The organism is Desulfobacter latus, assembly GCF_013389365.1.
In the GTDB taxonomy this organism is placed as follows: Bacteria; Desulfobacterota; Desulfobacteria; order Desulfobacterales; family Desulfobacteraceae; genus Desulfobacter; species Desulfobacter latus.
Genome location: NZ_JACADJ010000028.1, coordinates 33,569 through 45,021 on the forward strand (window position 1 = coordinate 33,569; position 11,453 = coordinate 45,021).

Annotated in this window: 12 protein-coding genes and 1 CRISPR repeat array; of the genes, 2 read left to right on the forward strand and 10 right to left on the reverse strand. The window is 45.0% G+C overall.

The genetic code is table 11. The annotated features are described in order from the left end of the window. The coding region (locus HXW94_RS09710) for a hypothetical protein (RefSeq protein WP_178366705.1) at positions 1 to 809 on the forward strand (809 nt) is incomplete at its 5' end. A 110-nt stretch (positions 810 to 919) separates the two neighbouring features. Here the strand turns inward: HXW94_RS09710 and HXW94_RS09715 are convergent. Then, positions 920 to 2,029 (reverse strand): UDP-N-acetylglucosamine--N-acetylmuramyl-(pentapeptide) pyrophosphoryl-undecaprenol N-acetylglucosamine transferase, encoded by a 1,110-nt coding sequence (locus HXW94_RS09715; RefSeq protein WP_178366706.1) that lies wholly within the window; start codon positions 2,027 to 2,029, stop codon positions 920 to 922. Beyond that, positions 2,016 to 4,103, reverse strand: a complete 2,088-nt coding sequence (locus tag HXW94_RS09720; RefSeq protein ID WP_178366707.1) for an STT3 domain-containing protein — start codon at positions 4,101 to 4,103, stop codon at positions 2,016 to 2,018. The genes HXW94_RS09715 and HXW94_RS09720 overlap by 14 nt, the downstream gene beginning before the upstream one ends. 520 nt (positions 4,104 to 4,623) lie before the next feature. Between HXW94_RS09720 and HXW94_RS09725 the strand changes: the two genes are divergently transcribed. Then, on the forward strand, positions 4,624 to 4,815 hold the full coding sequence (locus HXW94_RS09725) for an FmdB family zinc ribbon protein (RefSeq protein WP_178366708.1): 192 nt from the start codon (positions 4,624 to 4,626) through the stop codon (positions 4,813 to 4,815). A 29-nt stretch (positions 4,816 to 4,844) separates the two neighbouring features. Here HXW94_RS09725 and HXW94_RS09730 read toward each other — a convergent pair whose 3' ends face one another. From HXW94_RS09730 to HXW94_RS09765, 8 genes are all read right to left on the reverse strand, one after another. Then, positions 4,845 to 5,030 carry a hypothetical protein gene (locus HXW94_RS09730; RefSeq protein WP_178366709.1) on the reverse strand — a complete coding sequence of 62 codons (186 nt, stop codon included), beginning with the start codon at positions 5,028 to 5,030 and terminating at the stop codon, positions 4,845 to 4,847. Positions 5,031 to 5,087: 57 nt separating this feature from the next. Further along, positions 5,088 to 5,507, reverse strand: a complete 420-nt coding sequence (locus HXW94_RS09735) for a hypothetical protein (protein ID WP_178366710.1) — start codon at positions 5,505 to 5,507, stop codon at positions 5,088 to 5,090. 15 nt (positions 5,508 to 5,522) lie between these two features. Then, positions 5,523 to 6,649: a CRISPR direct-repeat array (repeat unit 29 nt; unit sequence CGGATCATCCCCACGGGTGTGGGGAAAAG). A 342-nt stretch (positions 6,650 to 6,991) separates the two neighbouring features. After that, positions 6,992 to 7,798: a ribonuclease H-like domain-containing protein gene (locus HXW94_RS09740; protein WP_178366711.1), complete on the reverse strand. Its 807-nt coding sequence runs from the start codon at positions 7,796 to 7,798 to the stop codon at positions 6,992 to 6,994. Then, on the reverse strand, positions 7,792 to 8,085 hold the full coding sequence (gene cas2e / locus HXW94_RS09745) for a type I-E CRISPR-associated endoribonuclease Cas2e (protein ID WP_178366712.1): 294 nt from the start codon (positions 8,083 to 8,085) through the stop codon (positions 7,792 to 7,794). The genes HXW94_RS09740 and cas2e overlap by 7 nt, the downstream gene beginning before the upstream one ends. 11 nt (positions 8,086 to 8,096) lie before the next feature. Beyond that, positions 8,097 to 8,936, reverse strand: coding sequence for a type I-E CRISPR-associated endonuclease Cas1e (gene cas1e / locus HXW94_RS09750; protein WP_178366713.1), 840 nt, complete (start codon positions 8,934 to 8,936; stop codon positions 8,097 to 8,099). A gap of 12 nt (positions 8,937 to 8,948) precedes the next feature. After that, positions 8,949 to 9,599 carry a type I-E CRISPR-associated protein Cas5/CasD gene (gene cas5e / locus HXW94_RS09755; RefSeq protein WP_178366714.1) on the reverse strand — a complete coding sequence of 217 codons (651 nt, stop codon included), beginning with the start codon at positions 9,597 to 9,599 and terminating at the stop codon, positions 8,949 to 8,951. Next, the gene (cas7e, locus tag HXW94_RS09760) at positions 9,592 to 10,782 is read right to left on the reverse strand and encodes a type I-E CRISPR-associated protein Cas7/Cse4/CasC (RefSeq protein ID WP_218576654.1); all 1,191 of its coding nucleotides are present in this window, start codon (positions 10,780 to 10,782) and stop codon (positions 9,592 to 9,594) included. Before cas7e ends, cas5e begins: the two co-directional genes overlap by 8 nt. A 103-nt stretch (positions 10,783 to 10,885) precedes the next feature. Beyond that, the coding region (locus HXW94_RS09765) for a hypothetical protein (RefSeq protein ID WP_178366715.1) at positions 10,886 to 11,453 on the reverse strand (568 nt) is incomplete at its 5' end.

Below are 11,453 nucleotides of genomic sequence, written 5' to 3' on the forward strand. Positions count from 1 at the left end.
AATGCCCGGTTCCTGCACCTGTGGGCAGTTGCTGCCACCCGAAGATTTCCTATGTGAACGAAAGCGGGGTGTTCCCGGTACAATGCCTGGACAGTCTGACTGAGTACAAATGCGATCTGCTCCAGGGTACCTGGTCCGAAAGTCACTCCTGTGACGATTTGACAGAGGCCCAGTGCAGCCCATACGGTGCCTGTTGTTATGATGATAACGGTACAGCCAAATGTGCAAACGGGATGCTCAAAAGCAATTGTACGAAATTGTCGGGAACCTTTTTTGCCGATCGGCAATGTGGTGAGCTCTCCAACACTGAATGTGACACCACCCCAGAACCAGAGGGCGCATGCTGTCTGACGGCAACCGCCAATGATGGATCAAGATTACCGGTAAGGTGTGTAGATGCAAGGACGCAAATCCAGTGTAATACGCTTGGTGGAACCTGGTACAAAAATCAGGCCTGTAAGGAATTAACCACTGAACAATGCCCTTCTCTCGACAATCCTACCGGCGCCTGCTGTTCCCTCACACTTTACAGGGAATATACCTGCACAGACAACATAACCAAAGAGATGTGCAGCAGTTTCAAAACAAGCGAGTTCTACGAGAATCTGTCTTGTCTTAATCTCCCGGAAAATAGTCCCTGTTATGGTAACAACATTTCTCTGGGAGTGTGTTGCGGTCCTTACGGAGGTTGTTTGGAATCTGTGACGACTCCCACAGAATGCATTAAAATGGAAGGTATTTGGCGTACAGACATTGTGAGCTGCGATGATTGCCTGCAAGAATCGCCCACCCCCATAATTCTAAGATAAAAGCAAGTTCAACTGCAAACCGAAAGAAAACAGACAGGAAACTGGAAAAATCAGAAAATGAATTACTCCGGTTTCCTGTTTTTCTTCGTCTCCCAAAGAAATCCTCTACTCTATCTTGCAACCTGCCGAATTTGAGCTACAATAAGCTGAGAAGCCCGGTACTCAGCGCACTTCAGGATATTCGTCTTCAGCTGTTCAAGCTTTGAATCGCTGTTGAGCAGTTCAACAATGGCTGCAGCTATCCGCTGGGAAGCAATTCCTGCGTCCATGAGAATACAGGCATTGTTTTCATGCAGGTTCCGCGCATTTTTCAGTTGATGATTTTCAGTAACGTCAGGATCCGGAATTATCAATGCAGGTTTGCCAAGCATTGCCAATTCTGCGAGGCTACCGGCTCCGGCTGAGGAAACCACCAGGTTCGAAGCGGCATAGGCATGTCCCATCTTGGGGATGTAGGGCAAAATTGTGCAATTTGGGGGGCTGTGATTACCCAGTAACCTTCGGATACGCCTATAATCCCGCTCTCCAGTTTGCCAGATCAGATGTCCGATATTACCGGCAAGTAGATTTAAATTCTCCAAGACCATGCTGTTGATGGCAACAGATCCAATACTGCCCCCGGTGATCAACACAGTCCGGGCATCTTTGGGAATGCCGAACAACTCGCAACCATGCAGCTTGTCTGCAGCATCCTGCAACAACCTGTTTTGCACTGGTGTGCCGGTAACCACGATTTTATCATGTGGAAAAAAGGCCTCCATTCCCGTATGTGTAACACAAATACGTTGGGCCACTTTTGAAAGAAGGCTGTTTGCCATACCAGGCTGCGCATTCGGCTCAAGCAGCAGTATGGGGATTTTTTCCATCCAGGCGGCCAAAACAACCGGAACACTGGGGAACGCGCCAACCCCCATTACCGCATGCGGGCAGTATTGCCGCAGGATATGCCTTGCTTTTAGGGCACTGTTCAAAAAATTCCAAGGAAGGACCATGTTTCCCATCAGACTTTTTCGGTCATAGGGGGTCATGCAAAGCGAATGGGTGATAAACCTTGCACCAATGATTTTTTGTATATCGATGCGGCCTGCGGCCCCCACGTAAATGGATTCGGATCCTGGAACAGTCTCCGCCAATGTCTCGGCAACAGCTATAGCTGGATAGAGATGGCCCCCGGTTTCCCCTCCGGTTAAAAGTAAACGAATGCTTTTAAGGTTTTGCATAATCTGTATCTGCCGAAAGAATTGTGCCTTGGGGTAACTTGATAAGAATGGGATTAATGCGGTAGATCCGGACAGAAGGAAATCGATCAACAACTAAATCAAAATAGGGTGAAAATTTTTTGGGGTTGTTAAGCAGCATCTGTACCATCATTGTATGGTAGGCCGTATCATCCATAAGGAAAGTAATGCCATCATCCTTCTGCAAAACAGCATGCCAGCCCTTTTTCCGCGGCCAGGTAAAATGCGCTTTTTTTTGGGCTGAAATCATGTCTTTTGAACTCAAATGATACGTTTTGTTTTTGACTGTCATCACGCCTTTGCGCATATCAAATTCGGTTCGTCGCCGGATCATTATAAAACATCCTGGGCTGGGTTTTCTGTTCACAAAATCCCAGGTACCATATGATAGAATAGTATGCGCTTTTTGAAGATCGTCCCAGGTAAGCATCAGATATTGTTCCGGCAGATCATGCGACCAAGCCGCCTTCGGCCATTTAAGTCCGTGCAGAAAAAGGTAGATCTCCTCAGGCGCCATCTTTTGTATCATATCCTGAAATGGATTTGGATATATGGGAATTTTTGATCCCTGGTCCTTCACAGGCCCAGCAGTCTGTTGCAACAGCAAGGAGCGTACGATCATCTGATAAGCGATGCCGGGAGAAGGGCTGCTGAGGACATAAGCCGGAGGAAAAACCGCCTCGGCCGAGTTGCGGTATCCGTCGGCAAATGTCATGCGTTCACTATAGTACTGGGCCTCATATCCTTTATCCCACCATCCCCACACCTGTGCATCAGGAGCTGATTTCTGCTTCAACTCAAGCAGGGCACTGGCTATCGGTTTGGAGATAACAGGTTCCGGATCCAACGCATCAACGGTTTTAACAAGGGGCCAGCACACGGCAATGAGCAACCCTAACTGAACTGTGATGGGTACCCAGCGCGGCACAGGCATCATCCGAAGCCCTATCGCTGTGCCGCAGGCGATCCCAATCCCAAGCACCGCCCCTCCGTAAATTGTGAACCGGATTCCAAGCCTGATACTTCCTATTCCCAAGGCCAACAGTGGAAGCAACAGCAGCGCACTGGGGTGCTTCCAGAAAACAATGACCAAACCTGCAATACCGATAATAAAAAGCGGCCAGTTACCGGTCAAAAAAAGAACAGCCCCATTTAGGCTGATGGGACAGGCCTCAGGGACGGTTTCTATAACCGGCGGCAACAAGGCTGCGCCGTCACTGCCAAGTACGCGTCCATAACGGCTGAGGTGAAAGTAGATATCGGAGGCTTTGTCACCAAAATCAAAATACCAGCATAAAGCGGTCAATAAAAAAAAAAGCAGCGTGATCCCTGCTTTCCTGGTAAAAAAAAGCTGAGGTCGCAATACAGTGAGAATGACCAGTCCGGCGGCAATGGCAGTTTCCGACCAAGCCCCATTCCCTACGAGGCATACGACAAGAATGCCTCCGGCTACCAGCAGACGGAATCGGGGTGCCGAAAGAATCACGCCAATCATCAGGGCCGTTGCGATAATACTTAACCCCACCGCTTCCCCGCTGGGATAAAAGGCAATATAACAGCGAAACAAGAGTCCCAGCAGGAGAGCTTGGAACAGAATGGTCGAAGCTGCGGGTGTGTGCCCACGGCCCCGGGGCTGAGGCGCGAGAGATTCAATCCACATAATCAAGCCGGCGACCAGGCACAAAGGAAAAAAGAGACTAATCAGATCGGTATCAAGACAGGCAATGCGGGTACGGATAAAATACCCTATGGACGAACCCGCCATGATACCCGCAACAATGCCGGTTTCGGGTATCCCCCACCAAAGGACAAGAAGGCAAACAGGCAATGCGGACATGGGGGCTAACAACGCAGGAAGCCAGAAAGCAATATGGTCAAGTGGAATGTCGGTTGCCTCATGCAACAACCGGATGCATGTGGAAAACGGTGTAGAGCTATGCTGATTGATACGCTTAGCGCCCGCCAGCCAGCCGTAGCCGTCATGTTTAGCGAGGAGGATCTCGTCGCCAACCATCAGTGTGGGCTGGTTCCAGTCAGAGACCTCCCATAAACGCATACCCGTCCCCATGAAAAGGGCTATCAACAGAGCCACCAAGCATGAAAGTAATTTCAACTGCGGCCGGTATAGTCGACCGTTAATGGGCAACTTCGAAATCAGCATTTTAGTAATTTACTGATTAGGGAAATGTTTTCATCAAAATATATTGTATATTCCTCCGGTTTAAAAATTGTTTCCGCCTTGAATTTGAACAAATTCCCTAAAAACTTGATAGTCGAGTAGAAATCACTCGTTTTGATTTATAACATCCAACCGTTCAAAAAACAATTTTGAAAAGTTAATTCAGAACATCAGAAAATGCACAATAAATCCTATCAGTTGTAAAAAAAAGACAAACTATTTTTTCGGTTAAAGTTTAAAGAGTTATAAAGGGTGTTAAAATCGATCACCTCTTTTACAATAAAATCAGAGACTTATCCTTAAAACCCCTTTTTATAGATAACCTATTGATTTTAATGAAGATAGTAATTAAAATAAGGCCTCGATTTCAACACCTTTTTATAGAGGAGATTTATCCATGCCTATTTTTGAATATACGTGTAAAAAATGTGGGAAAGAGTTTGAGAGAGTTGTTTTAGCAGGTGATGAAAAGGGGATCACTTGTCCTGAATGTAAAAGCAAGGATGTAAAAAAAAATATGAGCGCATCCACCTTTATGGGTGCCGGTATCGGCTCCTGTGCAACCTCTTTTCCCAAAGGCCCTTCATGAGCACAGTAAATCAATCTTCAGTTTGAAGATTATAAAGAACGATCAGAATAGGGGGTGGCGTCGCCACCCCTGGCATTTTTCATATTTATCTCCACGGGTGTGAGGAAAAGGGCAGATCTTTCAATGATGATGTCTATAATTCGGATCATCTGTTTATCGATCAGAAACTTGACGCCGTCACTAAGCTTGTCCCACCCAGCCTTAAACAGCAGCATTCACTCTATCGGAACCGATATGACATAGAGCAGAGCCGGGTGCTTTCCTTGACCGTCCTACACCACGGCTTTGGGGTCCTGGAGCAAGGCGGCGATTTCAGATACTAACTCTTCCGGGAGCGCTTTATCTCCCTTCCGCTCTTCTGCAATCAGATGTTTTATGCTGCGCTGCTTCAGGGTGATTGCTGCGGTTTCCGGCATAACGCCAATGGCGTTGAGTTTTTCTACGGTTATCAAACTCATAGCGCCAACCACCCGATTTCCACCGGCCTTTGATAACTTCCCGGCCTTGACATTATTCATCCAGCTACGTACATCTTCGGCGATGGCATCAAGCGCAAGTTCTGGAAAATCTGCTGCCATGGAAGCATCTATCCTGGCAGGCATGCTGGTCAGTTTGTCCATGAACAAAGTACCGACACGCCCCAACGCCGACGCCCGCCCCACGTTGTAATCCCAACCCGGATCAATACCCATTGGCACCTGATGTACCGGATCATCCCCACGGGTGTGGGGAAAAGCACAAGATTAATGGTTCATCAAAATCAATCGACGGATCATCCCCACGGGTGTGAGGAAAAGTACGTGAAATAAACCTTAACCAAGCGGCTTTACGGATCATCCCCACGGGTGTGGGGAAAAGTTTTCCTGTTAATGACGGCTATCATTTACTTTCGGATCATCCCCACGGGTGTGGGGAAAAGGTGATCCAGCAGGTCCGGGCGGCTCTATGGCCCGGATCATCCCCACGGGTGTGGGGAAAAGGCAGCCGATCCAGGTGCAGCCGAATTTTTTTTCGGATCATCCCCACGGGTGTGGGGAAAAGAGTCACTATCTTCATACGCACCACCACTAAAGCGGATCATCCCCACGGGTGTGGGGAAAAGCCTCAAAGATGGAAAATCATCATCTGTAATAACGGATCATCCCCACGGGTGTGGGGAAAAGAGCATACAACGAATTTCCAACGACTTTAACTTTGGATCATCCCCACGGGTGTGGGGAAAAGGGGGCACCTGTGATATTCATAATCATCTCTTCTGGATCATCCCCACGGGTGTGGGGAAAAGATCTCAACGTTGGGTTGCTTTTGAGCATTGTCCGGATCATCCCCACGGGTGTGGGGAAAAGTAATATCAAATCCGTATCAGTCATCAGAGTTCCGGATCATCCCCACGGGTGTGGGGAAAAGCATCGCGGCCGGATTTGTTCCCTCCTCCTGGGCGGATCATCCCCACGGGTGTGGGGAAAAGCCATTGACCGATGGGACAAACGGGTTAAAAAACGGATCATCCCCACGGGTGTGGGGAAAAGGTTGCCCTCCTGGTAGAGGGCAGGTTGATCAACGGATCATCCCCACGGGTGTGGGGAAAAGGTTAGCACATAAAGCTGGAATTCCACGCCCGACGGATCATCCCCACGGGTGTGGGGAAAAGAAGACTATGCGTCAGACAAGCCCTATTCTTTCCGGATCATCCCCACGGGTGTGGGGAAAAGTTACTGATAAGTCGAACCCGTTTATCCTGAGGCGGATCATCCCCACGGGTGTGGGGAAAAGTTACTGATAAGTCGAACCCGTTTATCCTGAGGCGGATCATCCCCACGGGTGTGGGGAAAAGACCAATATATTGCGTCATAGAACTTAATAAAATACAATATAGTGTAGTATTAATTGAATCCAAATTCAATAGTCTTAACATTGGATCAGTGCCGACGCACGAATAAATAAGTGCTGTAATAATAACGAGTTGAAAAATGACCTTTCGCGTTAATTTGACTTAGATTGAATCATAACCTATTGATATTTCAATAATCAGCATAAAAAGTCATGCGTCAGCACTGCCATTGGATATAAGCACTTTTTACGTCTAAAGCACCTGTATGTTGTAGCTCAATGGTAGACAAAAATACTATATGTAGTATCCAATTCCTTATGGCAAATATCCAGTCTTAACAAATTTTCAAAGAACAAAATTAACAATATGCCCTTTAGTAAGCATTTTATCAGAAATACTGCTTTTAATTTTCATGGATATTGGAAATTTTTTCATAGCCAGGTTGTAACTTTGAACAGTCAGCTTTTCCAGCATGAAAACATCTTCAGCATTATAAAATATTAAGTGCTTTAAATCTGATTGAATCTGATGGCGTTGCCAGCTTTTCCATAAACTGACAGCGGCTCTACCGTCAAGGCCGGTTGAGAATCTTCTCTTTAAACCTAATGCTGCTTCACATTTTTTTTGTCCGCCTACGTATCCAAGTTGCTTTAAAACCGGCAATAAATCAAGATGGGGTATTGGCAGATCAATTTTAAAGGACTTTTTTATAAAAGGAAGGTCAAATCTGGTCCCATTAAAAGTGATTATCAAATTTATATCTTTTAGGGATTCCAAGAAATTGCTGAGGTTGATATCCTTTACATATGTAAAAATTTTGCCATGTTTTAATACTGCAATACTTGTTATTTCGGAATCTTGCGTCAATCCCGTTGTTTCAATGTCAATAACGGCACTTTCTTTCTGGAATTTCTCTAACACTCTGATTTTATCGGGATTGGCAAATCTGTTGAGAAAATAATCCGGCATTCCTGCTTTTAAGGCTATGGTAGCCTGATCAATCTGCCAACGAATGTTATTCATTTTTTTGGGGGAAAATGTCTTTTCAGGTAGATATTCAAATTGATCCCAGGCTAAGCACCCCAACTCCCACAACTTTTTTTCAGATGCGCTGGAAAGACCGGTAAAACAGGAAAAAGAGCACGTTAACATTCGTCATCCTCATTCCACTTTTCAGCAATTAGATAGTGTCCATCGTAAACCACTGGAATTCTATGCGTTTCACCATAAGAGACAATTGAAAAGCCCTGTGAGTTTGGGGCGGTCGCTAAAATCAGCATACCCAGTCCCGGTGCATTACGGCGAATATATTCAATGGTTTTTTCTCGAGTTCTACGATTTACTGTTCCCACAAAAACATTCGGTTTCGGCTCAACAAACCATCGTTTGAGCATTCCTCGAATGGCAGCAGGGGTATCATTGCATATGATAACGGTCAAAATTCACCTCTTTATTCAGCCAGAAGCCTGCTGATATCTTTGGGCATCCTATACATAAGTCTGGATTGTTCTATGATTTGTTTAAGGCGTGTGAGCGTATCTTTTTCCGTAGCTTTCGGGTTAATGCGAATAGTCTGAAATGCAGCTTCAAGGGTTGTTTCCGGTTTATAAATATCTGCAATATCAAAAACAAAGGGCAGGGTGCCGGCAGAGTGTATAAAACCCAGTTGTGGTAAATATCCCATGGAAGAAACTACAGCGGTGGTTAAGGCATATAACGATGCGTTTGCTGCGGAAATAGCCTTATTCAAGGAATCCGCAAGCTGCCAGTTATCCGGGTTATAATTTCTTCCTTTCCAGGGTACGCCGTATTTTTGGCCCATACTGGTATAAAGCTCTCTGACCCTGTGACCTTCCATACCCATAAGTTTTTTGATTGTTTTTCCTTCAACAGCTGACTCACCCCCAAAGCGCATCACAAACATCCTTCGGGCAATACGTTCACGGTTTTTTTTTGAAGTATGAAGCGCAGCCTGAATTCTTGCCCGCTCATTATCATGTGTAGGAGTTACGCCAAAAGCATAAAAACGCATTCCTTCTGCGCCTACCCAACAAACCGGAGTGTTACAGTCTGCGCAGGCTTTTACAGCCGCATGTGTAATCGTTGTTCCCGGGCCAAGCAGTAAGGCACTGATGGTTGCAATCGGCAATCTTAATACTGTTTTATCAGCGCCAATCCATTTAACGCTGGAGTCATCCACCTCAAGTCTGCCATGCTCAAGGTAGATGGGGGTCCAGCGCTCCTTGGCCGGGGTTAGTGTTTCCAACGGCGGTTTTTCAAAAATAGGCATGAAACCAATCCTTCATATCCTGACTCGTCGGGGCGAATAGCTACGTTTTCCAAAATGAACCGGAATGTCATTGAGTGTGTCGCTGCCTTCCTCAAAGCAGTCCGCTTCTTCCATGGTTCGCAAAACCTGATTTCCAGCTATTTTTTCTAAATGGTTTATTGCAGCCTTTTCGTCGGAAAAAATTCCCTGACATACAGGTGTTGCCGGGATACAGGATTTTCTGCCTAACCAGATACCCCACTTAGGATCATACAAGGCGTCTGCTATTTTTTTCAGAAATAAAGACTCTCCCATGATAAGCACACCATATCTGGATTGCTGAAGGTATTCCCTTCTTGTGATAACGGTACTTCCAACACGGTCTTGAGCCGTTTTGACAATATGTCCAGCATTGGATTTTTTGTCCCAACCACCGCCAACCGTGTGAAAATCAGTCAGCCTGCCATTGTTTTGAAACATAAGCATGGTCATTTTAAGGATTGACAGATCCTGCAATATATTAGGACTGCTTCTGTCAACGCCCATGGCGGCGCAAATCATTCCAATGATACCGCTTTTTGTGGGAAACGAAAAACTGGTGCGCCTGTCGAACCTGCTCTGGTATCCCCAGCTCTGCATGGGAGCATCCAGGTAAAGTCCCAGACAATTTTGGATATTATTCATTGGAAGGCACCTCTTTTATAAGTGCCATGATAAAATCGTCAATATTGTTTTTCGGAATAGATACCTGGATATCGCCTTGTTTTTTTAAACAATATGTGTCTGCTAAGTTATTCCAGTGATTATTCATTCTGTCGATGCTCTCTGTTATATAACCTTCCTTTGATTTCCTGACCGGTTTTTCAAAAGCGTTGACAAGAGATAATGGTTGACCATTTCGCTTGAATCCTAATACATAGGCAGGCGGATTAAACGCAAACATTGAATTTTTTCTTGCAGAAGGCACTGCCATGATTGCCGCTTTTAAAAATGTCCGCACAATCTTGTTAAATTCGTCATTTTCGTAGTGAGCAAGGTGTTGATCATCCTTTAGCATGTCAATGTTCAAACCAACATAACGGTAATAACAGGCTGAATTAAATTCAATTGTTCCAAGGTGGCCTGCACCCTCATCATCGGCAGTATTGTTATCATCTACAGCACTGAAAAAGTCAATTTCGTTGGCAACGGAATGCGTGGAAAGGGCGTGGCTGAATAAGCCGGCCCCTTCAACCATTAATGAGTGATCATCAGCTACCATTCGACCGAAAAGCGCTATGTCTGCATTGTCTTTGACTTTAGCTTTAAGTTTTTTGGATGCTTTATCCGTAAAAGCCTTCAAACTTTTCTTCGCTTTATCCTTATCTTTTTTAGTGCTTTTTTCATCCAATACAATCTGGAGTACTGGTTCGTAATCCTTATCCAGTACCTCGGATGTCACGCTTTCAAGTTCCTGGGGGGAGAAGTAGAGTAACGTCTTAACATTTCCTTTTTCAGGATCGTCCAGCTTTCCCATGGAATCAGCGGTAATTATGGCGAGTTCCTTGGCAGCCAGGGGGGCAAGCTTGCTTTCCAGATATATTTGCTCTAAGGATCGAACGATAAAGCGGGTTCTCTGTCCGGCGAATGCCCCCGGGGCAAATTCCTTTGCCATAGCTCTTATGGGGCGCTTCCATGCCTGACTGGAAACCCTGGCCCGCTGGCTGCCACCAAAATAAGCTGTTTTTGGAGCACCTACATCATCTCTGTTAAGACAGGAAACCGGAAAGGATTGAAGAATGTGAAGTTCAATTAAGTTCATGGTTTTGTATCTCCTAATGATTTGTGAAAATATAAATAATTTGATAAATCTTTTGGCATCCTTCATATCACCCCCAAAGTACTTTACAGTTTTTATCATCAGAATTTTGATCGCAACTATCTTGTCACAGCAAAATACCGTGTTTATTATACTCAAATATGAATTGTGATTATCTCAACATTTCTACAGTAGAGAAATAATCATCACTTACTTCACAGCACAAAATAGCATCATGCTTTTTTTGAGAAAACAAAAAATCAGAATGCAGAGAGTACTCAATATTGCCGGTTGAAGCATGGCCACCATCAATCGTCTCGAAAAGAAGCTCAAGCCAATCTTTTTCCTGTTTTTTACCGCTCAAAATTTCATGGGGGGTCTTATTTGCCCTTTCACCGCTATTGTAACGACGATGATTATGATAAAACATTATAAGATTCAACATCTCTTGTGAAATTTGATTGCGTGAGGTATTCAAATATGGTCGAATGATGGAGTTAATACACTCTACCATTGCTGAACTCTGCACAATATGATTGAGATCATGGTAAACCTGTTCTTTAACAATTTTATATTTTTCTTGAAGGTAACCTTCTGCAATTTCAAGGCAAATGCTTTCATGCTCCTGGCAATAATTTCGACTTCCAGTTTTTTTTGATTTAATATATCTTTTATGCCATTGCCAGCCTGCACAAAGAGTTTTAAGAGCGTCTTTATCAAGGCCGGTATTTTCTAAATTT

What these genes read in the sequence shown, in the direction of transcription:
- HXW94_RS09715 (WP_178366706.1), bottom strand. Translation starts at nt 2,029, where the DNA reads ATGCAAAACCTTAAAAGCATTCGTTTACTTTTAACCGGAGGGGAAACC.
- HXW94_RS09720 (WP_178366707.1), bottom strand. Translation starts at nt 4,103, where the DNA reads ATGCGTTTATGGGAGGTCTCTGACTGGAACCAGCCCACACTGATGGTT.
- HXW94_RS09725 (WP_178366708.1), top strand. Translation starts at nt 4,624, where the DNA reads ATGCCTATTTTTGAATATACGTGTAAAAAATGTGGGAAAGAGTTTGAG.
- HXW94_RS09730 (WP_178366709.1), bottom strand. Translation starts at nt 5,030, where the DNA reads ATGCTGCTGTTTAAGGCTGGGTGGGACAAGCTTAGTGACGGCGTCAAG.
- HXW94_RS09735 (WP_178366710.1), bottom strand. Translation starts at nt 5,507, where the DNA reads ATGGGTATTGATCCGGGTTGGGATTACAACGTGGGGCGGGCGTCGGCG.
- HXW94_RS09740 (WP_178366711.1), bottom strand. Translation starts at nt 7,798, where the DNA reads ATGTTAACGTGCTCTTTTTCCTGTTTTACCGGTCTTTCCAGCGCATCT.
- cas1e (WP_178366713.1), bottom strand. Translation starts at nt 8,936, where the DNA reads ATGCCTATTTTTGAAAAACCGCCGTTGGAAACACTAACCCCGGCCAAG.
- cas5e (WP_178366714.1), bottom strand. Translation starts at nt 9,599, where the DNA reads ATGAATAATATCCAAAATTGTCTGGGACTTTACCTGGATGCTCCCATG.
- cas7e (WP_218576654.1), bottom strand. Translation starts at nt 10,782, where the DNA reads ATGAAGGATGCCAAAAGATTTATCAAATTATTTATATTTTCACAAATC.